Source organism: Brevundimonas sp. SL161, assembly GCF_049896985.1.
GTDB lineage: Bacteria > Pseudomonadota > Alphaproteobacteria > Caulobacterales > Caulobacteraceae > Brevundimonas.
Genome location: NZ_JAFCVJ010000001.1, coordinates 386792 through 410342, shown reverse-complemented (window position 1 = coordinate 410342; position 23551 = coordinate 386792). Strand labels below are relative to the sequence as shown.

The 23551-nt window shown below is 62.9% G+C and carries 24 protein-coding genes; 12 read left to right on the top strand and 12 right to left on the bottom strand.

The features are described 5' to 3' along the window. Positions 1 to 106: 106 nt before the first annotated feature. Complete coding sequence (locus ACP7AU_RS02095) at positions 107 to 1198, bottom strand: COX15/CtaA family protein (protein WP_426050376.1); 1092 nt, start codon at positions 1196 to 1198, stop codon at positions 107 to 109. 93 nt (positions 1199 to 1291) lie between these two features. Here ACP7AU_RS02095 and ACP7AU_RS02090 point away from each other — a divergent pair, with 93 nt between their 5' ends. The 7 genes from ACP7AU_RS02090 to ACP7AU_RS02060 all read left to right on the top strand — a co-directional run bounded on the left by ACP7AU_RS02090 (position 1292) and on the right by ACP7AU_RS02060 (position 9537). Continuing rightward, a complete protein-coding gene (locus ACP7AU_RS02090) occupies positions 1292 to 1597 on the top strand; it encodes a transglycosylase (RefSeq protein ID WP_426050375.1) in 306 nt (101 codons plus the stop codon). After that, positions 1597 to 1809 carry a DUF2842 domain-containing protein gene (locus ACP7AU_RS02085; RefSeq protein ID WP_426050374.1) on the top strand — a complete coding sequence of 71 codons (213 nt, stop codon included), beginning with the start codon at positions 1597 to 1599 and terminating at the stop codon, positions 1807 to 1809. The genes ACP7AU_RS02090 and ACP7AU_RS02085 overlap by 1 nt, the downstream gene beginning before the upstream one ends. 399 nt (positions 1810 to 2208) lie before the next feature. Further along, the gene (locus ACP7AU_RS02080) at positions 2209 to 3492 is read left to right on the top strand and encodes a tyrosine-type recombinase/integrase (RefSeq protein WP_426050373.1); all 1284 of its coding nucleotides are present in this window, start codon (positions 2209 to 2211) and stop codon (positions 3490 to 3492) included. 976 nt (positions 3493 to 4468) lie between these two features. Then, positions 4469 to 4669, top strand: a complete 201-nt coding sequence (locus ACP7AU_RS02075; RefSeq protein WP_426050372.1) for a helix-turn-helix transcriptional regulator — start codon at positions 4469 to 4471, stop codon at positions 4667 to 4669. Next, positions 4666 to 5742 (top strand): hypothetical protein, encoded by a 1077-nt coding sequence (locus ACP7AU_RS02070; protein WP_426050371.1) that lies wholly within the window; start codon positions 4666 to 4668, stop codon positions 5740 to 5742. Before ACP7AU_RS02075 ends, ACP7AU_RS02070 begins: the two co-directional genes overlap by 4 nt. Then, entirely contained in the window at positions 5739 to 5948 is a 210-nt protein-coding gene (locus tag ACP7AU_RS02065) for a hypothetical protein (protein WP_426050370.1), read from the top strand. The genes ACP7AU_RS02070 and ACP7AU_RS02065 overlap by 4 nt, the downstream gene beginning before the upstream one ends. A gap of 982 nt (positions 5949 to 6930) precedes the next feature. Next, a complete protein-coding gene (locus ACP7AU_RS02060; RefSeq protein ID WP_426050369.1) occupies positions 6931 to 9537 on the top strand; it encodes a VapE domain-containing protein in 2607 nt (868 codons plus the stop codon). A 1021-nt stretch (positions 9538 to 10558) separates the two neighbouring features. On the opposite strand, the gene ACP7AU_RS02055 is transcribed toward ACP7AU_RS02060, so the two are convergent. The 7 genes from ACP7AU_RS02055 to ACP7AU_RS02025 all read right to left on the bottom strand — a co-directional run bounded on the left by ACP7AU_RS02055 (position 10559) and on the right by ACP7AU_RS02025 (position 13763). Next, the gene (locus ACP7AU_RS02055; RefSeq protein ID WP_426050368.1) at positions 10559 to 11800 is read right to left on the bottom strand and encodes a helicase HerA-like domain-containing protein; all 1242 of its coding nucleotides are present in this window, start codon (positions 11798 to 11800) and stop codon (positions 10559 to 10561) included. Positions 11801 to 11847: 47 nt separating this feature from the next. Next, positions 11848 to 12126, bottom strand: coding sequence for a hypothetical protein (locus ACP7AU_RS02050; RefSeq protein WP_426050367.1), 279 nt, complete (start codon positions 12124 to 12126; stop codon positions 11848 to 11850). Further along, on the bottom strand, positions 12123 to 12275 hold the full coding sequence (locus ACP7AU_RS02045; protein WP_426050366.1) for a hypothetical protein: 153 nt from the start codon (positions 12273 to 12275) through the stop codon (positions 12123 to 12125). Before ACP7AU_RS02045 ends, ACP7AU_RS02050 begins: the two co-directional genes overlap by 4 nt. Continuing rightward, positions 12272 to 12553, bottom strand: coding sequence for a hypothetical protein (locus ACP7AU_RS02040; RefSeq protein ID WP_426050365.1), 282 nt, complete (start codon positions 12551 to 12553; stop codon positions 12272 to 12274). The genes ACP7AU_RS02045 and ACP7AU_RS02040 overlap by 4 nt, the downstream gene beginning before the upstream one ends. Beyond that, entirely contained in the window at positions 12550 to 13038 is a 489-nt protein-coding gene (locus ACP7AU_RS02035; protein WP_426050364.1) for a hypothetical protein, read from the bottom strand. Before ACP7AU_RS02035 ends, ACP7AU_RS02040 begins: the two co-directional genes overlap by 4 nt. Positions 13039 to 13040: 2 nt before the next feature. Further along, positions 13041 to 13427, bottom strand: coding sequence for a hypothetical protein (locus tag ACP7AU_RS02030; RefSeq protein ID WP_426050363.1), 387 nt, complete (start codon positions 13425 to 13427; stop codon positions 13041 to 13043). 72 nt (positions 13428 to 13499) lie between these two features. Further along, positions 13500 to 13763, bottom strand: a complete 264-nt coding sequence (locus tag ACP7AU_RS02025; protein WP_426050362.1) for a hypothetical protein — start codon at positions 13761 to 13763, stop codon at positions 13500 to 13502. 426 nt (positions 13764 to 14189) lie between these two features. Between ACP7AU_RS02025 and ACP7AU_RS02020 the strand changes: the two genes are divergently transcribed. Then, positions 14190 to 14456, top strand: a complete 267-nt coding sequence (locus tag ACP7AU_RS02020; protein WP_426050361.1) for a hypothetical protein — start codon at positions 14190 to 14192, stop codon at positions 14454 to 14456. Here ACP7AU_RS02020 and ACP7AU_RS02015 read toward each other — a convergent pair. Continuing rightward, positions 14453 to 15223, bottom strand: coding sequence for a hypothetical protein (locus ACP7AU_RS02015; RefSeq protein ID WP_426050360.1), 771 nt, complete (start codon positions 15221 to 15223; stop codon positions 14453 to 14455). The two genes, ACP7AU_RS02020 and ACP7AU_RS02015, sit on opposite strands and share 4 nt — an antisense overlap. 31 nt (positions 15224 to 15254) lie before the next feature. After that, the gene (locus ACP7AU_RS02010; RefSeq protein ID WP_426050359.1) at positions 15255 to 15437 is read right to left on the bottom strand and encodes a hypothetical protein; all 183 of its coding nucleotides are present in this window, start codon (positions 15435 to 15437) and stop codon (positions 15255 to 15257) included. A gap of 176 nt (positions 15438 to 15613) precedes the next feature. Here ACP7AU_RS02010 and ACP7AU_RS02005 point away from each other — a divergent pair, with 176 nt between their 5' ends. Both ACP7AU_RS02005 and ACP7AU_RS02000 read left to right on the top strand, forming a co-directional pair. Then, positions 15614 to 15808, top strand: a complete 195-nt coding sequence (locus ACP7AU_RS02005; RefSeq protein ID WP_426050358.1) for a hypothetical protein — start codon at positions 15614 to 15616, stop codon at positions 15806 to 15808. Then, on the top strand, positions 15792 to 16325 hold the full coding sequence (locus ACP7AU_RS02000) for a DUF2335 domain-containing protein (protein ID WP_426050357.1): 534 nt from the start codon (positions 15792 to 15794) through the stop codon (positions 16323 to 16325). The genes ACP7AU_RS02005 and ACP7AU_RS02000 overlap by 17 nt, the downstream gene beginning before the upstream one ends. An 80-nt stretch (positions 16326 to 16405) precedes the next feature. On the opposite strand, the gene ACP7AU_RS01995 is transcribed toward ACP7AU_RS02000, so the two are convergent. Continuing rightward, entirely contained in the window at positions 16406 to 17236 is an 831-nt protein-coding gene (locus tag ACP7AU_RS01995) for a KilA-N domain-containing protein (RefSeq protein ID WP_426050356.1), read from the bottom strand. A 661-nt stretch (positions 17237 to 17897) separates the two neighbouring features. Beyond that, complete coding sequence (locus ACP7AU_RS01990) at positions 17898 to 18245, bottom strand: hypothetical protein (RefSeq protein WP_426050355.1); 348 nt, start codon at positions 18243 to 18245, stop codon at positions 17898 to 17900. Positions 18246 to 19290: 1045 nt separating this feature from the next. Between ACP7AU_RS01990 and ACP7AU_RS01985 the strand changes: the two genes are divergently transcribed. Both ACP7AU_RS01985 and ACP7AU_RS01980 read left to right on the top strand, forming a co-directional pair. Then, complete coding sequence (locus tag ACP7AU_RS01985; RefSeq protein ID WP_426050354.1) at positions 19291 to 20838, top strand: site-specific DNA-methyltransferase; 1548 nt, start codon at positions 19291 to 19293, stop codon at positions 20836 to 20838. Then, positions 20838 to 23423, top strand: a complete 2586-nt coding sequence (locus ACP7AU_RS01980) for a DEAD/DEAH box helicase (protein ID WP_426050353.1) — start codon at positions 20838 to 20840, stop codon at positions 23421 to 23423. The genes ACP7AU_RS01985 and ACP7AU_RS01980 overlap by 1 nt, the downstream gene beginning before the upstream one ends. Positions 23424 to 23551 lie beyond the last annotated feature (128 nt).

Genomic DNA, 23551 nt, shown 5'->3' with positions numbered 1-23551 from the left:
AACATCCACAGGCGTCAATGCCGGTTCGCGCGCGCAACTCGCCCTATATTACTGTTCTAAAACGGCTTTTCTGTAACGGTATCAAAATACCGCCCGATTTGACGGGCTAGACGCGGGGTCCGGACATGAAAAGCCGGGGTTGCGAGCGTCGGACCAGCCAGAGATTGGCCGTCGCCAGGGCCAGGACGACCGCCGCCCCCGCCTGGTGCAGCCCGCCCAGCCACAGCGGCACGGCGTGGATCAGGGTCACGATCCCCAGCGCCGCCTGCAGCCACAGGGCTGCGGCCACCACGAAGGCGGCCAGACCCAGCCCCTCGGCCAGCCGCCAGCGCCAGGCCTGGACTGCGTAGATGGTGCCGCCGATCAGCAGGCCATAGGCGAAGACCCGGTGATTGAACTGGACCAGGGCCTGGTCATGCAGGAAGGCCAGACCGCCGAGACCCCAGTCGACAGGCGCCAGGACATCGCCGTTCATCAGCGGCCAGTCAGTGTAGATGAAGCCGGCCTTGGCCCCGGCGACGAGACCGCCCAGCAGGCATTGAATGAAGATCGCGCCCAGGAGGATGGCGGCGCCCCGGCTCCAGCCTGCGGGCGAACGCGAATGCTCCTCGCCCGACCAGGCCTCCAGCCCCGTCCAGATCAGGCCGGCGAAAATGACCAGGGCCAGCCCCAGGTGGGTCGCCAGCCGCTCGGGGGCGACATCGACCCGTTCCGACAGGCCCGAAGACACCATCCACCAGCCGATCAGCCCCTGAAGTCCGCCGAGGGACAACAGCAGGGCGCAGCGCCAGATCAACCGCGTCGGCATGGCCATCCGGCCGAGGAAGCCCCGCCCGGACAGCAGCCGGAACGACAGGAAGGCGAAGAACGGCACGGCGAACACCACGCCGACCAGCCGCCCGACGAGCCGGTGGAACCACTCCCACCAGAAGATGGCCTGGAACTCCCCCAGCGACATGCCGGCGTTGATCTGGGCGTACTGCGGGATCGCCTTGTATTTCTCGAAGGCCTGGGCCCAGTCGGCGGCCGACATCGGCGGCAGGGCACCCATGATCGGCTTCCACTCGGTGATCGACAGGCCTGAACCCGTCAGTCGTGTGATCCCCCCGATGACCACCATGGCGAACACCATGGCGGCGCAGACGAACAGCCAGACGGCGACGGCTCTCGATTGGTCCCGACTTCTGAAACGGCTCATTCGACGCCTGACGCTCCAACGGATACAGTGTCGCTAATCGCGGCGACCGGGGCGGTATGCCCTTGGATCGTGGCGAGATCAAAGTCCGAAGTCATGACGCAGGGTCGCATGCCGACCTGCCTGGAGCCCCCCGTTTTGGAATCACTGCTGGAATACGCCGATATCGTCGTCGCCGTTGTCGGGGCGTTCGTCCTCGGCTGGATCGCCGATCTGCTGACAGGGCGGAGGGGGCTGTTCGCCGCCTCGCTGGTGGCCCTGACCGGTGCGGCCTGCGGCTGGTTCCTGGCGGTGCGCGTCTTCGGGGTCTCGACGATGGACGAGTTCGGCTGGGTCCTGTGGTCGGGCGCAGGCACCGTGCTGGGTCTGGTCACCTACTATCTGTTCCGGAACACCCGCTGATGGGGCTGCGCGCGCGTCGGGCCATCGCCTCGGTCGGCATTCTCGCCTTCCTCGTCCTCTATGTGTGGGGGGTCATCGCCATCGGCGCCCATGTGCCGGATCATCCGGTGGCGACCCTGCTCTTCTACGGTCTGGCCGGAACGCTGTGGGGCGTGCCGTTGCTGCCGCTGATGTCCTGGGCCGAGGGCAAGCCGTTCCTGAAGAAGCGGTAGAAGCGCGCCCCAATCCCGCTCAAGCCCTGAGCGACCGCGTCGCGAGCGATAGCACACCAAACCCGCTCAAGCAGCGAGCCGCCGCGCGGCGAGTGATAGCGCCTCAAACATGCAAAAAGGGGCCGCTCGAAAGCGGCCCCTCTTTGCCGACTCATTTTCCTGAAAAGGAAGATGGTCGGAGCGACAGGATTCGAACCTGCGACCCCTTGACCCCCAGTCTGTTTCTTTGAGGTATCTGGGCTTGGCCTGCGTCCCGCCAGCAGGCATTTGGATTTCGCTTTTCCGTTTAAATCCCTCAACTAACTAGATAAATGAGGGATTCTGAGATGGCTGAAGGGCTATTGACGTACCCCGGCATACTGTGGCCTGTGGCGACATTGGTGGCGACACGGAGCGGATATGCCGACCCTTTTGATCGATCGTACGACAGTGGCAGCACTGCCGGTTCCTGAGCGCACGACCGTCTACTACGACACCAAGCTGCCGGGCTTCGGCCTGCGCGTCACGGCTTCTGGTGTCCGGACGTACATCGTGGAGTACCGACCTGGTGCCGGCGGGCGCCAGACGAACAAGCGCCGCATCTCGATCGGTCGAGACTCGCCGGCCTTCCGAGCCGACGCCGCCCGGAAACGAGCGACGGATGAGTTGGCCCGGGTTCGCTTGGGCGCAGACCCTGGTGCAGCCCGTGCCGAGCGTCGCCGGGCAGCCACGGTCTCCGATGTCCTGGACGCCTACCTCAGCGAGCGCATCGCGGTGACCCGGAAGGCATCCACGCATTCAATATTTGAGGGGCACATCCGAAACTGGATTCGTCCCGAGCTCGGAACCCGCATCGCTGTCGAGGTTACCCGTGCCGACGTCGCCAAGCTTCACAAGAAGGTCGGAGCGACGAAAAAGGTCACAGCCAATCGGATTGTGGCGCTGCTTCATGCGGCATTTGCCTACGCCTCGAAACATGACCTGATTCCGGAAGATCACCGGAACCCCGCCCATGGGGTCGATCGCTTCACCGAGACAGGTCGTGAACGCTTCCTAAGTTCGGAGGAGATCGGCCGACTGGGTGACTCCATGCGACTGGCGGAAACCAGTGGCCTCCCCTGGTCGATCGATCCGACGAAGAAGACACGCCACGTCAACACGTCGGTCAGCGCCACTAAGGTCGATCCGTTCGCCTTGGCCGCGATCCGACTGTTGATGCTAACGGGTGCCCGCCTGCGTGAGATCTTGAATCTGACGTGGTCTGAGGTCGATTTGGAGAGGGGCGCTCTGCATCTGCGCGACAGCAAAACAGGCTCGAAAGCGATCCTGCTGGGCCCAGCCGCACTTGAAATCCTTCGCAACCTCCCCCGCCTCGGCAAGCACGTGATTCCGGGTCGCGGAACGCCCGGCGAAACGGGGAACTTGGTCTACCTGCCGCGCCGGGATCTGAAAAAGCCATGGGCGGCAATCACGGTGCACGCGGGTCTTCCCGGGCTTCGGATTCACGATTTACGACACTCGTTCGCTTCCTTCGGCGCCGCGTCGGGCCTGGGTCTTCAGGTCGTCGGAAAGCTGCTTGGTCATGCCAATCCATCGACCACGGCGCGGTACAGCCATCTCGCGGACGATCCGCTCCGTCGGGCGTCCGACGCGATTTCTGGATCGATCGCAGCGGCGATGGCTCTTCAGGCGGACGTGGGATGAGGAGAGTCCACGAGCAGGAAGCTCAACGGAATTCCGAGGACGAGCGGGCGCGCAAGCGCAAGGACGCTGTCGCGAAACTGTGGGCCGAAGTCAAAACTGTTGAGAATCGCGAGTGCCAACTTATTGCCATTCTGGAGTCACCGCCGCTCCAGTGGTGGCCCCAAAGAGAACCTTTCCAAACGCCCCATTATCCCGTTGATCTGACCGATGATGAGTATCCCTTCGTTGGCCCTGAGCTCCCGCTAAAGGAACGGCAGACTGACGCCGAGCGCCGGCGGGAGCAGGCCGCGCATATAGGCTCGCTCCAGGCCTCAATCGATTTGAAGGCCCGCCTTCTCGCCGCCCGCGAGCACTACGCGATGCCATCTAGACTTGATAGCGGCAGTAAGGTGGTGCTGCGTATGCTCGCTGAGCATTCTACGTTCACGGCGCTACATATGCCGACCCGGGGGCCAGTTCAGAGGCCGCCACTACGCCGCTGGGGGGCGCCAAAACCGAACTGGGCCGCTCCTACGCCGGCAGGCACCAAGGGTCTGTCATCGCAGACGGTTCAGAAGCTGAGGCAAGCACGGAAATACATTGCGCGTGGGATGTCGCAGGCGGCAGCCTACCGAAGGGTCGCGGAAGATTGGAACAACCTTCAGAGCGCGATGAAGGCCATAGATCGGACTCATGTCGAAGAACTTTTGACGTGGACTGCCATTAAGCAGCTGGACCATAAGCACAGAGATCATCAGATGCCCTCCCCTGCTTCATCTACCAGCTTTGAATCTAATCTAAACCAAGGGGCTTGGCAGACGACCCTGGAAGTCTACTTCCAGGCCCTGTGGGGGCCCCCGCTGGCGTACGTGGGGCATTTGCCCAACATCGATGTCCAGGGCGTACGCGTAACCGTAACATCACCCTCCGGCTGACCCACTAGAACGTTACCGGGTCCATCCCGCACCCTCTCCTTCCAGACAGAGGAGGAGCCGCGGTGACCGCAGCCAAACTAATCAGTGTCGACGAGGTGGCAGAGGTATCTGGCATCTCGAAGTCCCATCTAATCCGATTGCGCAACTACCAGCCCGATCGGTCGCCGCCGTTTTTACGATTGGGGCGCCGCTGCCTCTATCCGGTTGCCGCGCTCGACGCATGGATTGCTGAGCGTGTCGCAGCGACGCGAGGTGCGTTGTGAGCGCCGTCGTCGACCAGCGACTTTCTGAACTCCAGCCGCACATGGACAGCCTGGGCGAAGCGGCCACGCCAGGGGCCCGCGCTGCAGTCATCGCCGGGTTTGGCCACCGCACCTGGTTCGCCATGCAAAGTGATCGACAGTTCGAACTGGCTCGGCCGGCGGGCGGGCTTCGAGCCGACCCCGAGAAGGCCTTCACGACCGATGTCTCGAAGCTGAAGGACTACCTGAGGTCGGACACGATCAATACGGTCGTCTTCGACATTGAAGATGAGCACGGCCGCGTCCGCTGCGTGTTCGACATCGAGTTCCAGCGTGTCGACAGATACCGGATCTACCAGACCGGCACCGTCCATCCGGGCCCCACGAAGTCTAAGAAGATCGACGCACCCGTTGCGAGGCCCAAGCCGCAACCCATCGTCGTCCCCGCCATCAATGACGCTGCGCAACGACTTGCAACCGCGGAGCAAGCGTTCGCCCGTTCAAAGGCCGTCCACGCCGCCGCTGTCACGAAGTACGGAGAGCTCGCCTCCTCGGCGAGGGAATCTGACGATAAGGCAGCTCGGCTAACGACCCAACTTGGGAAAAGACTCGCCACCGAAGTCATGGCCGGCAATGACCTTGCCGACGATCATCCAGAAACTGATCGCATCAAGCGCCTCGAACTTAAGCGCGACGCGACGAACTTTGCGCTGCCCTTGGCAGCCGAAGCCGTCGACGCAGCCGCTGCCCTCATTCAGACCACCGGCGCAGCTCGGGTTAGAGCTGCCTTGGACTGGGCTGCGGCGGAGCAGGCTGTCGCCCTATCAGATGCCAAGGCCCTCCTCACGGCTATGGCCCCCGCTCTCGTACGACTGGCGGCGATCGATCGGGTGAAAACCCGGCTGATCGGTGCGGCGCCGAAAACGACCGATCCAACCCATCCCGGTCTGATTTCTACCGAACGAGTGAGCGGGGCGCTGGTGAAGCAAGTCCCGACATTGCTCCGCCCCCCTGAGCTTGAGCCTGAACATTTGGCTGCGGCGATCAGCGCCGACGTCGAGATCATCAACCAAACCTTGGAGACCAACTCGTGATCACACTCAGAGCAATCGCTGCCATCCAGCGTCCCGAACTTTCCGGCGTTTCCGATCTCGTTGGCTACGACGACGACGGCATGCCGATCATGCGTGCTCGGACTGAAACCGTCGAGCCGGGCGCACTCTTCGAGGTCGACGAAGCCGATGTGGCTCGGCTGCTTCGACTGGGCGCCGCGACCGACGACCTTTCGACGGAGGACTGACATGACCCAACCGACAATGGATAACAATATAGTCCGAGTAGGAACGACCAAGTCGGTTCGCGGAGCGGGGCGGCCGTCGAGGGCCGAAGCAAAGCTCGCTCGCAATAAGGAGAGGGCCCGATGCACGCCGGGGGGTCGCGCCGATCGCTTGTTGGCTCGCGGCGACCAAGGATCGGCGTGCACGCCCGGGGGTCGCGCCGATAAACTTTTTGCCCGTCACGGCGACGGGGCAGTCCGCGCTCCTCAAGGTCGCGCAGCCCAACTGTTTGCGCGGCAGGGCAAGGGTGGCGCTCGGGCCGATCCCATCGTTGGTGAGGCACCTCCCCCTGCCGCTTCTACACCCACCAATCTGGCATCAGTTCCAACTGTCGGACTTCGCGATGCGGCAACAGTGGCGCTGGCCGGCACTACCCGAGGCGCGGCCACCAGGACGCTTTTGCGGATGGCCACGGCTGACGCTGGGATTCGAACGGCACTTTTGGACACGGATGCCACGGGCAGGAATACCAACGTGGCGGCTCTGGCAGCCGCGGTCGTCGATGGCGTCTGGCGTGATCAGGAGTCGAAGAAGGCGGGACGGTCCAATGGCTGACCGACACGTCGGCTCAACCTCTCCGCATCGTTGGGGAAAGCTTGTCGCTCAGTTGACGCGGCGGGGTCTCACCCGAACGACCGCTTTCAAGAATGTACTGCGGCGCGCGGCTAAGTGCGACAAGCCCAAGGTGCGGACGTGAAAGCCCGCCAATGCCCGTGGAAGCGGTGGCAGCGTGAACGACGGCGGTCCCTGATCGCCGTCGGCATGCCCCCTCTTCTCGCCACGCGGCTTTCCAAGCAGGAAGCGGCCGGTCGAAAACGATTGGGCGCGCAACTCGGCAACGACCTGGTCCGGCGGGCCGAGTTGGTGGTCACACCCACAGGCCAACTCGCCCTCGCCCTCCCTCCAGTCTCCACCTAGTCCACCCCCAAATCAGGAGCCGTTTTTATGGCCCGCACGGCTACCCAGGGTCGCTGCTCCGCAGCGGCCGAGCGACCCCGCACGCCTAGCGAACAGGACGTGCTGTCCGCTGTCGAACCACTGGTCGACGCGGGTATCGCAGTTCACTGGCTGCATCGTCGCGAGAAGCGGCCGATCGGCGAACACTGGCAGACCGCGCCGGTTCACACCCTCGAATCACTTGCCGCCTCGTATCAACGCGGCCTCAACGTCGGCGTCAGGCTCGGCGAACTGAGCAATACGCCGTTCGGCTACCTGCATCTGATCGACATGGACATCCGCGACCCCGATCAGGCCGGCGACGCCTGGGCGGTCATGCTCAAGATGTGGCCCGAGGCCCGCGATGCGGCCTATGTGATCAGCGGATCGGGCGGCGAGAGCCGACACCTCTACTTCTTCACTGACAAGCCGTTCCGCTCGGCGAAACTGGCCAAGTCCGCCGGTCACGCCATGGTCTTCGACCCCAAGAAGGGCCGCGACGTCCGCAAGAACGACTGGGAAATCGAACTGTTCGGCTCGCCCAAGCAGGCCGTGCTGCCGCCTTCGGTCCACCCCGACACGGGCGAGAACTACCGCTGGGGTCGCGAACTGAACTTCGACCTGCTGGGTCTCGGCATCGGTGCGATCCTGCCGTCGGATCTGGTCGAGACTTGGGGCGCCGCCGAAGACAACCTGTCGCTCGGTGACGATGACGACGATGGTCTGTGGGCCGCCGTCCGCTCCTCGCCGATGGGCCTGTCCGAGGCCGACATCGAATCGACCCTGCGGGATCTGCCCGAGGATTTCGTAGACGACTACGACAACTGGGTCATGGTCGGCATGGCCCTGCACCACGAGTATGAGGGCAGCCAGGTCGGCTTCGAGCGCTGGTGCGAATGGGCCCGGCAATCGGCGAAGTTCGACGTCAAGGAGAGCAAGTACCGCTGGACGAAGGCCTTCAAGGGCACGTCCACGCCGGTTCGCATGGCCACGCTCATTCAGGCCGCCGGCCGCGCCCGCCTCGAACGCGAGATGGGTGAACTCGACGACCTGATGAGCGACGAAGACGAATCACCTGCGCCGCGACCGGCCGGCACCGCCCTCGCTTTGGTCGACGACTTCGATTCGATGTTCGACGCCGACGTGAACGCCGAGTTCGAGGTCGAGACCGCCGATTCGATCGACCTAGACGACCTGCTCGCGCCCATTCCGGCGATCACACCGGGTGCTACTGGGGTCACAGGTCTCGGGCCGGTCGATCCCGAGTGGAAATCCTATCTCCAGATGAACGAGGATGGCGTCGGCATCAAAGCGACGCTCCACAACCTCGAACTGATCATCAAGCACGATCCACGCACCCGCGGGGTGATGGCGACGAACGAGTTCACGCAGGAACTGGTGCAGATCGCGCGACCAAAGGCCTTCAGGCTCAAAAAAGCGGGGCCCAAGCCTGTCCGCCAGCTTTCCGGACCTGAGTGGGTGCTAGGCGACGCGATCAACGGCGATCTCTGGACAAGCAGCCAGGACGGCTCGATCCGTATCGTCCTCGAAGCCCCAACGCGGCAGGGCGGCTATGGCCTCAGAACATCAAAGCGGGATCTCGACGATGCGCTGAACGCCTGTGCCAGCCAGAACCGTTTCCACCCGATCCGAACGTACCTTGAAGGTCTGACATGGGACCGTACGCAGCGCGTGGCCAACCTGTTCGTCGACTACGTCGGCGCTCCCGACACAGCTTATCACCGCGAGGCCGCGCTGCTGTTCATGCTCGGCGCCGTGACGCGGGTGTTCGAGCCCGGCCACAAGTTCGACTTTGTGCCGATCCTCGAAGGCCTACAGGGCAAGCGGAAGTCCACCTTCATCCGTATTTTGGCGAAGCACTGGTTCTGCGAACTCGAAGGGGACTTCCACGACACCAAGGCCATGGTCGAGAAAATGCAGGGGGCCTGGATTCTGGAGATTGCTGAGCTTCAGGGTTTTAGCAAATCTGAGGTCACAACGATCAAGGGCTTCATCAGTCGGACATTTGACAAGGTGCGCTTGGCCTTCGAGCATCGAGCCAAGCAGTTCCCCCGGCAGTGTGTTTTCATCGGCTCGACCAACGACGTCGAGTATTTGAAGGACCACACGGGCGGCCGGCGGTTCTGGCCGATCGAATGCGGTGTAGATGAGATCAACACCGACCGCCTTCATCAGAACGTCGATCAGCTGTGGGCCGAGGCGCTAACGATCTATCGCGAGTGGCGATCTAATCAACCCGTCGGCGACCTACCTCTATTCCTCAAGAATGAAGCGGCCGCGAGGGAAGCTCGTGAGCTTCAGGAAAGCCGGCGCCAAGAGACTGCTGAGGAGCAACTCGCGGGCCAGCTTGGACGATGGCTCGACAGTCCGATCAATGACGACCTGGGCTACGACCATTTGGACGACGCCGCGGTTCGCTCTCGCGTTTGCTCTGTCGAGATTTGGCGTGAGATGATGCATAACGACGGGACACCAGATCAGCGAAAGTCGGTGGAGATTGGACGAGCACTGCGGCTCCTCGGCTGGCGTCCAATGAAGGACCCGCGGAAAACCAAGAAATACGGCAACCAGCGGGTCTACGAACGGGCCGCGTAGATCATCGATTTAAATCGAACTTTGAGCCCGACGCTGATCCAGTGTCGGGCTTTTCGTTTTCGGGCTGTAGTTTTCGGTTAACTTGAGAAAAAGCTGTAGTCGGAAAAGTTCCATCATTTTAGTGAGTTACACCTCCTACTACAGTAGCCACAGGAACTACGCCCCCTGCCAATAGCTGTCGTGGGACGGCCAGTGGGTGGGGCTGTGCCTAGCGAGGCACTGCGGTTCATCCTCCTTTTTCTCAACTCCCAGGAAAGCTGTGGTTCTTGTAGCTACTGTAGTTTTTGGGAAAAACCCTAAATCCTACAGTAGCTTATTCGACTACAGGATCGACTACAGGAATCTCGAACTGCTCATCCTGTAGTCAAGCGTCGGTTTTTCCGGAAACCCAGTCGACGCAGCGCCGGGTCCGTCCAAGTGCCTAGGTATCTTTTCAGAACGTTCGAGATCCGGGCTCAGCGGGACCCGCGGCCCTAGCTTTTTTCGGTTGCCAGGACCCAAAGCCATTGATATGATTGAGCTTTTCGGCCTGGGACCCGACCTGCAGCCCAGTCGCCCGGACCCTCTTTCGCCCGTCGATGCGCCTAATCGTCCATTCAAACGATCGTCCTAGGCGATGATCCTGACGCGCGACCACGCGACCCCAGAATGCCCGCCCTCACTGGCGTTGAGCCCTATCGCCCTGCAGTCCGGACACCGGCCCCATGCCCAGCCCATTGGATGCGCTCGCCGATCGTCACGACCACGCGTCAGACCGGGCGCCCAGATAGGGCCCTCTCGCGCCGTCCAGGACCACGCAATAGGACACCGGGCCCACGGCCTTCCCATAGCGTCAGCCTCGCCTCGTCAGCCGTGGCCGGTATCGATCGTCAGCCCAGCCCATGCCCAGCCGTGGCCGGTATCGATCGTCAGCCCAGCCCATGCCCAGCCCTGGCCGGTGTCGAGCGTCAGGACTCCAGACGTGAAAAAGCCCGCCGCGACCAATGGCCGGGCGGGCTAGGTATTCGGTCGAGAAGCGACGCTAGAGGCGTGCGCAGACCGTCCAGAATGCGACGACGATCGGAACGCCCCATATCAGAGTCGCCAGCATGGGGCGCCGTTTACGAGGCGGGCCCGGTTGCCATTGAACGGGCGACGGCGCCGCCGCGACGACAGGAACAACGGCCGCGACCACGGGCGACGCCACATAGAACGCCTCCGCCTCGCCCGGATCTAGCGGGCCCAGTCTAGCGGCGGGCCGTGCGATCCTGACCACGTCAACAGGTAACGGGACTCCGTCGGCGCCAACAGTCGAGACAAGGGCGACGCCAACGCCAAGGGACTCAATCGCCCGCGCGGCATTGAAGCCGGGCGCCCTTGGCAGGCTATCGGCTGCAGCGCGAACGGCCCTGGCGTCAGCGGCCGTCACGGCGCGGAGTCCGTGCTGAATCCGGTTTTGAAGCTGGCCTGCGATTCCCGTCGGAAGGTCAGCCGGCGATTGCGTGACGAAGACAAGGGCGACGCCTTTAGAGCGTATCAGCCGGACGATGGACTCCAGCTTGGCCACTAGCGGCGGAGGGGCGCCGCTGAATATCAGATGCGACTCGTCCAGAAAGAGCGCGAGGCGTGGCCGGTCCAGGTCGCCGACTTCAGGGAAGCGGCCGTACAGGTCAGAAAGCAGGAACGCGCAAAGGGCCCCATACAGGCCCGGGGTTCGCGTCAGCCGGTCACACTGCAGAACGGTAATCAGACCGCGGCCGTGGTCGTCCAGTCGCGCGCATAGGGCGACGTTTAGGCATGGGGCGCCGAACGCCTCGCGCGCCTCGCGTTCCAGGCGGAGGGCGGAGCGTTGAACGGCCGCGACGCTGCTAGGCGTCACTAGACCATAGGTCGCCGAATAGTCGCGCGCGTTGGCGACCACGTGACTTAGCAGGGCCCGCAAGTCGGCGAGAGTGGCGAGAGGGAGGGACTCGGCCTCGGCGACTGCGAAAGCGACATCTAGGGCGCCCGATTGCGCGTCTGATAGGTCCAGGGCCCGGGCGATCAGGTCCGGGCCCATGCGCCACAAGTCCAGGCGAGCCGCGCGGCCGGTGTCGCCCATGGGCGACCATAGTTCGCCAGCGTTGGCGCGAAGGAGTCCCGATAGGTCGCCTTTGACGTCCAGGACAAGGGACGGGACTCCCATAGCGGCGAAGCCTTCGGCCATACTGGCGAGCGTGGTCGTCTTGCCGGTCCCGGTGGCGCCCGCGACAAGAGCGTGACGATTAGCGAAGCGGCCGGCCATGCGAACGGGCCCGCGGCCCCCTTGGCCAAGGTGAAGAGCGGCGCCGGTCATGCGACGTAATCCCGAATCGTCGCGTTGTGACCTGCTAGCCGCAAAGCCCATGAACGGCGCGACGCGACCCAATCGCCCGCGACGATGAACGACTCGAATTCGACCCGGGCGAACGCGTCGCCCCTGAAATGGAACGCGACAAAGGCGCGGCCGTCGCCCTTGGCGTAAACGCTTGCGCGCTTCACCGGATGGCGTCGCGCATAGGTCAGAATCCCGCGAAGGTTCCGCGACCTGGCGACGGGCTCGCCGTCGACATTGTAAACGACGACGCTCATTTGCCCGCCTCCGCCCGGGCGCGACGCGACGCATACAGGGCGTTAAAGTGAAGCTGGCGCCAGTAGAGTCGGCCGCCCGGCGTGTGACGATTGCGGGCAAAGGCGCGGCGCATCTGCGCAGCATAAGCCAAGCGTTCGGCGTCGTTCATTGGCTCGCCTCCGCCGTATCGCGGTCCAGGTCGACGATGATTCCCGTTCGCAGATTGCGGCCGATAAAGAGCGTCCCGCTATTGCTGAAAACGTAGCAATAAACCCGGCGCCAGCGGCCGACGACCCGGACCATGTAAGCCGTCGGGATGCGCTCGCCATAACCCGACGCGGTCCAGGTCAGGCCAGCGACTTGGTGAGGCATGGGCGACTCTTTCGCTTCGACCCGTTCGGTTCGCATGGGCTCACCCGCGCGGCCGTGCTGCAGATAGCCGATCATCGGAAAAACCTCGCGCCTGGTATGACATCCCGGACTTGCGCCCTGGCGTCGTCGCGATTGGACGCGCGAAGCGTCATATCTAGCGAGCCGTCGTCAGTCGCAGCCCAATAGAGGGCTTCACCATGCCCCCAATAGGCGCCTTCCGGATCGTAACCGCCCGAGTCGAGCCGGACCTTGCGCAGCGTCACTTTCGGCGAGGCGGCGACGCGTTCACCGTGCGACTTGATCAGGACGCGGTATTCCTCGCGACGATCGCACGCATCTCTAGCAGCCGCTTCCCATGCGCTCGCCTTCCAGCCGTCGGAAGGCCGGTTTTCCTTCAGGCGCATGGCCCGGTCCAGGTCCTGACAGGCCGCGACAAACTCGCCTTCCAGTTCTGCGAGCGAGCGGGACTCGGGTGCGATTGACGGGCGACCCATGGGCGCGCCTCGCGTCCAGTCGCCGCAATAGCCTTGCGGGGCATTGGTCTGATAGTTCGGGTTCATAATCAGACCGCCTGCAGGACGGTGAAGCCTGCCGAACGGAGTGCCGATTCATGGCCGTGCGACTCCATTGTAGCGGCTGCAATGATCAGGGCCGCGCGATTGGCGTTCATCTTCGCCAGCCATTCGGGATTCCGGCCTTTGTCATCCGACGGCGCCGGGATTTTCGCGATCGCGGCCGAAACGGCGGCGGAGCGCTTGTCGTATCCGAAGCCGTCAGCATGGGCGCGGACCATTTCGACGCCGATTAGGTGCACGTAAGCCCAAAGGCGGCCGGCGCCGTCGGCGGGAAACTTGAGCGCGACGGTCGCGACCCGCTCGTCATCCTTCAGAATGACGAAAGCAGACACGCGCGCGAACGCACTTTGGTGTTGATCGTAGACGTTGGGCATTTCGGTACTTTCCGAATGGGGCCCCGGCACAGCGCCAGGGCTCAAAGGGTGATTAGGTCGCGGGTTAGCGCTCTAGCGTCCCGCGAGTGCGTATTCGGCCAGGCGGTGGGCAAAGCCGATTTCGACGCCGCTCCAGCGGCCGGACGCGCCTACGGCCTTGATCACGTGGCCGAGAAGGCCGGGCACTTCGGCGTCGCGCATGACCTCGATCAGCGCATCAGCGTGGCCGTGACCCTGGCGATTGTCGGCGGCGTAGTCGCCCGAAGCTGCCGGCATTGCCATGAAGCTGGCTGCGAGGGAGGCGACTGAGGGGTTGTTCTGAGTCTGAGTGGGCATGGGATTAGCTCCTGAACTGTCGCTGCACCGTGCTGCGACTGTCGGACTATCCGACACTTCAGGCCTGCCCGTCAATAATAATAACGCAGTATTCGCCTACTCTTATCAGTCGTTCAGTTGCACTTATCAGTTAGATATTTCCCGCAGACATTCAGTCGGGTGACGGCTGCTAGCGAACAGACCCGAAGAAATGACAATCGGTCCTGTTGTGCTTCATCTTCACTCAGACCCGAGGAAATAGGCAGGCCCAACAGTCTCACGCATCGGCGTAGACCCAGAGAAATACTTCGCTTAGGCGGAGCTTCTAGACGCCCCGCCGGGCTCTAACGCGGGAGCAGTTCGTCGGGAAACGTCGCCTTGGTCTGCCGAAGGGTTTCAGCGGCGGCGTTGTCGGATAGACAGACAGTGTCAACTCGGAGAAATACAATGGCCCGCCCTGCCCTCGCCTCGGAGACGCTTGCCGAACTCGGCGTTCAGATCTTCGGCCCGGACTGGGCAGCCTCCATGGGCAGACTGACCGGCATCAACGCGCGAACGCTCTTGCGGGTGAAGGCTTCGGCGGCGGCCGGCGAGGAGTATCCAGCCGCACGCGGCGCACTCGCGGAACTCGTGACGGCTCTGAACCGCGTCGCCGGCCTTGCCCGGAGCGAAGCCGACCGCCTGGGCGTCAGCCTTCGGTCGCACGAGTCCTAAACCGGCTGTCGCGGCGTCGGCGCGATTGCTTCGGCCCCGTCCCACGCTGCCTCGAAGGCTGCGACTTTCATCGCCGCCATTTCAGGATCGGCCCGCTGGATCGTGGCCGGCGCGCGCTTCGCAAAATCCTTCAGCGACTGGGTCAGTATCCAGGCGGTCGATCCGTCAACGATCAGCAGCCGGTCATGGAGCAGCATCGGTGTCGTCGCCCGGACCTGGAGAGGTCGAGCGGTCCCATACTGGCCGATCCATCTGTCCGCGGCCGGCAGCAACGCCGGTTTCATGCTTCCCTGGTCCGTGAGAAGGCGTACCGACACGCCCTCTGGGGCCAAGCCAGCGAAGTCTACCACCGCTGACGCGTCCATGTATGGGTCGACGATCAAAACGTCCCGGCCCGCTTCGCCGAGAATACGAGCGATGGCTGAGAAGGCATCGAACTGCGCACCCGGAGAAACAAAGGCACCTTGCGAGGCCGCGGGCAGTTGGAGCTCCAGCTCGGAGAGCAGGCGATGCAGACTCAATATGATCTGCCGAGAAGCGCCCTTTGCATTCATGGTGGCGACTAGATTTTCAACGTGACCATCAAACTTCACGTAGTCGAGGCCGACTGGTTTCGCGATGCGGACCAGCGCGGAGGCACGGCCCAGCCATTGAATGGTGGTTGTCGGAAGCGTGTAGTTCGCGTCGAATGCGACTAGGTCAGGCGGAGACGCGAGTAGCGCGCCGATCTGATGATAGATGGCTTCGGATGTGAGCTTGGCAGTCATGGTGCCACCTTCGGTCAATCGCGACCGAGAGTCAGCCCGGCCAGCGCGCGACACCCAGGCAGACCAAAGCCGCTGCGAAGACCAGTAGCCAGCCGTCAGCCTTGGCAACGTCCGGGTGAACCGGCTTTCCGAGCTGGCGGCGCCGGATGCTCCAGAGGGCGAAGCTCATGCCCAGGCCGCCGGTGATGATGTCGATGTCGGGAGACCAGAGCATGGGGCCATCGTGTCAGATGCCCAGTACGCGCGCCAATCGCCGACGTGCCGCGGCGTCGCAATGACCCCCGCCTATCAGGCCGTTCGGAACGATTTCTTGACGATGCGCTCTTCATAAACCACATAGGGTCTTACGTCGGTCGTGGGACTCTGTCCGCCAGATCGGGATTGGAGACGATGAAAAAGCCCGCCAGCAACTCGCCCCGAAGCTACGGCTTCATGCTGCATGGAGCCCGATCGATCTCCCTTATGCCGTCGGTCGTCAACGCGGGCGCCTATCTCTCCAAAGGCGGCATTCGTTCCGACTGGAAGAAAGTCGGCGGCGATATTAGGTCGTCCATGAGCAAGTTCGATCGTGAGCGAGTCGGATAACTCCCCCGATGACGGGGTAACGACGAACCAACTTACGCAACTGATCCTCAAAGAGGTTCGGCCTTACCTGCAGCCAAACAAAATACATCAGGCCGAGCAGCAGATCGGCGCCATGGTTGTCCACGAGCTTCACCAAGAGTTCCATCAGGGACCGCTGCCGGCTCCCCGTCAGCTCGTCCAGTACGAGCAGGCACTTTCGGGATCCGCCGAGCGGATCATGGCGATGGCGGAGAACGAGCAGAACCACCGCCACACAAACGAAACTCGCCTCATCAAAGGCGAGGTGACCCTGAAGTTCATCGGCCAAGCCCTCGCGTTCGCTGCCCTCATCGTCATGATCTGCCTCATCGGCTACATGGTGCAGAAGGGCTACCCGATACAGGCCGCCAGTCTAGGCGCGGTGATGATTACCGGCGTCGTCGGACTCTTCCTGGCTCCGAAATTCTTCCACCAGCAGGAGCAACCGCCCGCGAAAAAAGCGACCCCGAAAACGGGTCGTGGCGGGCGCCGGAAGTAATCTCGCTAAGCCGCATCCGCCTATCCGGACGTCTTTCGGGGCGAGGGGTAGGCGCCGGCCGAAGCCGACGCCCTTATCCGTTAGGCAGCGAGGGGGAGCGATCGCACGCGATCCCGCTGCTCCAGTGACGCAATGGCAGCGGTTGCTTCCTCGACCATGATACGCCCATCGGCCACCAAACGCTTGAGGTAGGCTGGCATCTTCGTCGGCACATAGACCTCGCGGAGCCAGCGACGGAATGATGGTAGCGCGTCCTCGGGATAGCAGTTTGGCATCTGGGGATTGGACAGCGCCTGCCGGTAGAAGTCTGGATAGTAGTGTTCGAACTTCAACTCGCGACCGAAGCGATCGGCCAGCTTCTCCGAACGCCAGTGCCGGGCCCAGACCTTCCCAACACTGATGTCGATCAAGATCTGCAGCCCCGGATTGATCCCGCCTCGGATCAGGGCTGCATACAGGTCGGCAGTTTCCCGAAATACGCAGAAATAGCCCAACGGCACTCGGTCATGAATGAGATCCAGGCGTTCGTTGAAGATGTTCCATGCGCGCTCAGCCCGGTCGGCGCCGGTCATCCATTCCAGCACCCACTTAGACACGAGGACGGCGAAACGCGGTGACGCCCATTGCGCAAGGTGCGTCGCGACCTGCGGATGAACCCAGCTACCGCGCAGCTCATTCTGGCCAGTCGTGATGCTTGAAACCAGGCCGTCTATGGGAATCCCCATAGACCCCGAAAGCTCGGCCATAAACTCGACGGTGGTCTTCAGGCGTTGGTAATCGCCGAAGAGCTTTCCGGCTGCTTTGCACATTGCCGTGGCGTTGATGTAGCCATCGCGCTCTCGCTGCGCGATGATTTCGCCGCGGTAGTCGTGGGGAATGAGGTCAAGCCTCGGCTGTTGGGAGGTAGTCATGGTTGTGATCGTCCTATCGGCCCTTACGGGTCCGCTAAACGGATCGTTGACGACCACCCTGTCAGAGTGCTTACACTCCGCTTGAGAGTTGGTGGTAGTCGCTGCCGGTCGATCCAGACCCCGGCAGTATCGTCAGAAGTAGAGGCCGTCGGCGCGTCAACGCCGGCGGCTTTTCTTCATCAAATCTCAACTTTCATATTGGACGCAGATGCCTAATCAATGGTCAACGGCTTGACTGTGGCATTTGTCGCGAATCGGTTCTTCGCGGGGATTGGGATGTGCAAAAGCCCGCGATGGTGGTGCGACGCTCCTAAGCCGCATCCGCCTCCCAAGGCTCAGTCGCCGTCGTCTCTCAGAGCAGCGACCACCAACTGAATCTCCACCTTGCCTTCCTCCAGGCTCTGGACGCCCATTCCATCACGGACAGGAGCTTGTCAGCGGCGCTTCCTCGGCCGGGGTCCAGCAGCAAGTCCATGACATCGGTTATTGACTGCTGGCGGCCCATGAGGACACCGGCACGGTAGGTCGGATCGTCGGCAAGGCTTTCGTCCATGACGGACGGTATCACGGTCATGCGGCGTCCGCTTCCCAAGGCCCCAGACAGCAAAACGCCGGCCCCTGCGAGGGAGCCGGCGTTGTCTTTCCGTTGAGAATCTGGCGCTTAGGAGCCGCCGACCAGTGTGCCGATGCAGGCCTTATCAACCTGAGACGTTCGGATCGCTGTGATGCGCTGCGTGATCGCCTTGTCGGCATCGGAGCGGGCCATAGCATTCCCAATTCCGAAGTCCCCGAGGAAGCCGGCTGCGGAGCGCCAGTCCAGGTTGGCGGTGTCGGCGATCTGTGCCTGCACCTGTTCAGCTCGGATAAGCTCCAGGTTCAAGTCACCGCAGTCCATTGCTGACGCCTCAGCTGCAGAGAACGTCGTCGCGATCGGATAACGTTTGGTCGCGCACGCCGTCGAAGTGAGCGCGACAACCAGCATGATACTGGTCGTCAGAAGCTTTTGCATAATGTTCCTCCCCGCGCCCTCCCGGCGCGAAGCGCGACCGTAAGCGACAACGTCTCCGAGAGTCTAGGCGGCGGCTGCCCTTCATGGTTCGGAGCAACCCTGTGGATTATCAGAACAAAAACGGAACATTCTCTTGCGCGACGCCCGTACGCGGAGTCACAAGTGACCCGGGTCGGCAGCCCGGAGAGAGCGAATGAGCGACCGATCCTTAGCGAGTTTGCTCGCCGAGCTGGACGCCGAAATGGCCCGCAAAAACGACCCGGGCTCAGCGGCAGATGAAATCCTGACCTGCGTTGAGGCTCGGGTTCCGGGCGCCATATTGCGCTCCGCCGCCCGCATCCAACTCCGCAGCCTTGGCTGCACGATCTCCGCCCCTCGGTGATGCCATGCCTGATCCAAACCGTCCCCCAGTTGCGCGGGAAGATGTCGTGCCTGAGCACGGCCGCCGGATGGTGGTCCAGTGTGATCGACCGGAGTGCGGCCAGGCGGTCCTGATGGACCCAAGGCCCCTGTTCGGCTCAACCCACAAATGGCCTGCAGCGGGCCGATCCAACCGTTTCCGATGCACCTGCGGCAGCCGCGTGGCGAGCGTCTCCTACACGCGGAACTCGGCGCAAGCTGAGGGGCCAATCCCCGCTGCCGCCCTCGCTCTCTGGTTCTGACGTGGGCCGGAAGAATTTGGATCGCTACAGCCCTGACGACTGGCGCAGGGCCGGCCCTACCGTACGGGCGGTCATCGAGAACCGTTGGCGGGTCTATACTGAGTGCGAGGTCTGCGAGCTGCGGATGGTCGCTGACCTGCCGCGCATCGCGAAGGCCAAGGGCAACGCGTTTAGCCTATGGGGCCAAACTGCCAGGTGCCGGCGCATGGGATGCCCGGGGAAGGTCACCTTCTATGCCCAGCCCCCGGGAGCGGGGCTGACTATTGCGATGACTTAGGTCCAACGGGCGGGACAGTGAGGAGCATCGCTTCGCGGTTCGAGGGTTAGGGCACCAAGTGGAACGGGCCCTTGCCACCTCCGGGCGAAGCGGGCGATGACGGGCCATGCCCACACTCTCCTGGCTAACCCGCGACCAAGACCTGAAGGCCGCCAGCCGCGCGCCGTATCGCCTGTTGCAGGAGGTGCCGGAACTGGGCCACGGCGACCTAGACACCGGCAATATGCTGATCCAGGGCGACAATCTGGAGGCGCTAAAAAGCCTGCTGCCCTTCTATGCCGGTCAGGTGAAGTGCATCTACATCGACCCGCCCTACAATACGCGTTCCGCGGTTTCCGAGCACTATGATGACAACCTTGAGCACAGCCTCTGGCTGGCGATGGTATGGCCTCGGCTGGAACTGCTTCGGGAACTGTTAGCCGACGACGGCTCGATCTGGGTGTCCATTGACGACAACGAGTCGCACTATCTCAAAGTCATTATGGATGAGGTTTTTGGCCGGGGGAACTTTGTCGCCAATGTCGTTTGGCAAAAGAGATACTCCCGGGAAAACAGGGGTGCGATCGGTGACGTTCACGAACACATCCTTGTTTATGCGCGTGATCCTGAGAAGTTTAAGACTGGCCGGAACAAGCTGCCCCTCGATGTCGCTCAGGCCAAGATTTACAAGAACCCCGACGACCCCAACGAAGCCGACCCAACGAAGCGCTGGCGCGGGCTTCCTATGACAGCCCAAGGCTACCGGCCCAATCAAATGTACCGAATTACTGCGCCCAATGGGCGCACACATCTGCCCCCCGAAGGTAGATGCTGGTCTACGATTGAACCTGAATTCGAGAAGCTGAAGGACAAGGATCGAATCTATTGGGGACGCGACGGCAACGCACAGCCAAGTGTCATTCGGTTTTTGTCAGAAGTCGACGGATTGGTTCCGTGGACGTGGTGGCCTCACTCCGATGCGGGGCATACGGACGAGTCAAAGAAGGAAGCTAACGAGCTGTTCGGTTCAGATGTGAGCTTTGGTACTCCCAAGCCAGAGCGACTGATGGAGCGGATCCTCCACATTGCAAGTAACCCGGGCGACCTCGTTCTCGACTCCTTCCTCGGCTCCGGCACCACGGCGGCGGTCGCCGCAAAGATGGGACGTCGATACATCGGTATCGAGATGGGCGACCACGCTGTCACTCATTGCCAGCCCCGCCTGACCAAGGTGGTCGACGGCGAACAAGGCGGAATCTCGAAACCCGTCGGTTGGACTGGCGGCGGCGGCTTCCGCTTCTGGAGCCTCGGCGCGACAGTGTTCGACGAGACCGGCCGGATCAGCGCGGGCATCGCCTACGCTACCCTCGCGGCGCATGCCTGGTTCAGCGAGACCTCGGCGCCGCTCGATCCGAAAACTAAGGGTCCACTGCTCGGCGTTCATGGGGACCGGGCCGTGGCCCTGCTCTACAATGGCGTGCTTGGCGACAAGCGCCCCGCCGGCGGCAATGTCCTGACCCGCCAGACGCTGGCGATTATTCGGGAGGGCCTGCCGGCCGATTTCGACGGCGACCTGATCGTTTACGGGGAACGGAGCGCCTTCACCCCGGCCACCCTGGCGCGCGAGCGCATTGCCTTCCGCCAGACGCCGTATGACGTGAAGGCGCGCCGCTGATGCAGCTAAAGCCGTATCAGGACGCCGCGCTGACGACCCTGCGGGACTTTCTCGCCCGGGCGCAGGAAATCGGCCCCGCCGCCGCCTATGCCGAAATCACGGCCCGTCCCGCAATCAGGGAACGGCTCGGGCGTTACGCTAGGGCCTACACGCCACCCAGCGGGCTGGAGAATGTGCCCTATGTCTGTATTCGCCTGCCCACCGGGGGTGGCAAGACCCTGCTTGCCGCCGAGACGGTCCGGGTGGCCCGCGATGCGAGCCTGAACCGCGACTACCCGCTGGTTCTGTGGCTGGTCACCTCCACCGCAATCCGCGCCCAGACAGCGGACGCCCTGAACGACCATCGCCACCCCTACCGCGCTGCCCTGAACGAAGCCTTCGGCGGCAATGTCCGGGTGTTCGACATCGCCGACTTCGCCCAGGTCCGACCGCAGGATCTGGCGGGCAACGCCTGCATCATCGTCGGCACTGTCCAGGCGCTCAAGGTAGAGAACACCGAGGGTCGCAAGGTTTACGCCCACCACGAGGAGATGGAGGCCCATTTCAGCCGTCTGCCGTCGGCCCTGCTCGATGCCCACCCCGATCTGGAACGTGACACTGCCGGAAAGGTGAAATTCTCTTTCGCCAACCTGCTGCACCTGAACCGGCCGCTGATGATCGTCGACGAGGCCCACAACGTCGTCACCGGCCTGTCGGACATGATGCGCCAGCGGGTGAACCCCAGCGCCGTGGTCGAGTTCACGGCCACGCCCAGGGGCCGCAGCAACATCCTGTTTAACGCCACGGCAGCCGAGTTGAAGGCCGAGCAGATGATCAAACTGCCGATCGTTCTGCAGGAGCATGCCAGCTGGCAGGGTGCCGTGGCTGGCGCGGTTGAGAAGCGGGCGGCACTGGCGAAGCTGGCCGAGGCCGACCGCGATTATATACGGCCCGTCACCCTGTATCAGGCCGAACCGAAAGACCGCGAAGTGACGGTCGAGGTGCTGAAGCAGCATCTGATCGACGATTGCAACGTGCCCGAGGACCGGATCGTGGTTGTCACCGGCGACCAGAGAGGTCTGGACGGGATCGACCTGCGTGACCCGGCCTGCAAAATCGAGCACGTCATCACGGTACAGGCCCTGAAGGAAGGCTGGGACTGCCCCTTCGCCTATGTCTTTTGCTCCGTCGCCGGGATCAGAAGCGCCACAGCCGTCGAACAGCTGCTCGGCCGAGTTCTGCGTATGCCCTATGCGAACCGTCGCAAGGCAATGGAACTAAATAAGGCCTACGCCCATGTGTCGGAGCCGACCTTCTATGCGGCGGCAACGGCGCTAAAGGACGCGCTGATCGACATGGGCTTCGAAGACGGCGAAGCCGAAGAGGCGATCGAGCATCCGCAGCTGCCGCTCGGCGAGGGCCTGTTGTTCGACCCTGCGCCGGAACCGTTCCGTTTCGAGATGCCAGATACGCCCGAAGTTCGAGCTGTCTATGCTGCAGCTGGCATCGCTCCGGTCGCTTCGGCAGACGGAGGCATTGTGTTGACGGCGGCATCCGCCGCGACACCAGGTCTGGCCGCAGCCCTTATGCAGGTGGCCCCTACTGCGGCGGCCGCTCTGGCACCCAAACTTGCGCAACTGGCCCCTGCCGCGCGCGGCGAGGTCATGCGGGTTCCTCGTCTGATGACTGAGGTGCAGGGTGAACTCGTCCTCGCCGATCTTGAGTCACTCTTCGAGTTCCACGACTGGAAATTAGCGGATAAGCCATTTGACGTGCCCGGCCTCGTAGACGCTCTGACCGAAACGGTGAACCGCTTCGAGCTCGACGTGCATGGCGGCCGTGTCACCTTTGGCCCTAGTGGATCAACGCTGGAGATGTTCTCTGACAGCGACGTCGAAGGCTGGACGCCCCAGTTCCTGACCGTTTGGCTCGATCGCCAGATCGTCGCCTGGGATCTGGCTCAGGCTGACCGGGTCAGTTGGTTCAGTGCGGTGATCGAGCGGTTGTCCCGGGATCACGGCCTGACCGTGCTGGCCCTGATGAGGATGAAATACGTCCTCGCCCGGCGACTGAAGTCCCATATCGACGCCTTGCGCGAGACCGAGCGCCGGGGCGTGGCCCAGCAATATCTCTTCGCACCAACGGCACCTGTCAGGACCTTGGCCAGTGAGAACTTTGAGTTCCGACTCGGCATGTACGACGACCAGTCCGCCTATCGGGGTGGCGAGCGCTTCAGCAATCACTTCCTCGACCGTGTGCCGGCCTTCGATGGCAAGGACGGTGGCGAGGAACAGCAGTGCGCTCGGATGCTGGACAGTCTCAGGGGCGTGAAGTGGTGGGTCCGCAACGTCGCCAAGCACCCGAACTCCTTCTGGCTCCAGACGTCCAAAGACCGGACCTATCCGGATTTCATCGCGGAACTGGACGACGGCCAGATCTTCGTCGTCGAGTACAAGGGTGCCGACAGGTGGGCCGACGCGGCTGAAGATCGCGCAATCGGTGCGGCCTGGGAGCGCGCTGGTGGCGGCCTCTACCTCATGGTCGGCAAGCGCGTAGACAATCTGGATATGCTCGGTCAGCTCCGTCGAAAACTCGGCCGCACCTGATCGCCAATCGCCCACCGGCTTCCGAAGCCCCATCCGGCGTAGCCGCGGACTTCACCGGGGCCCACGGCATTCTGTGAGGGATCAGTGGCTCCGGTCGGGACCGACTCCACAACCTCGGATCGTCGTGT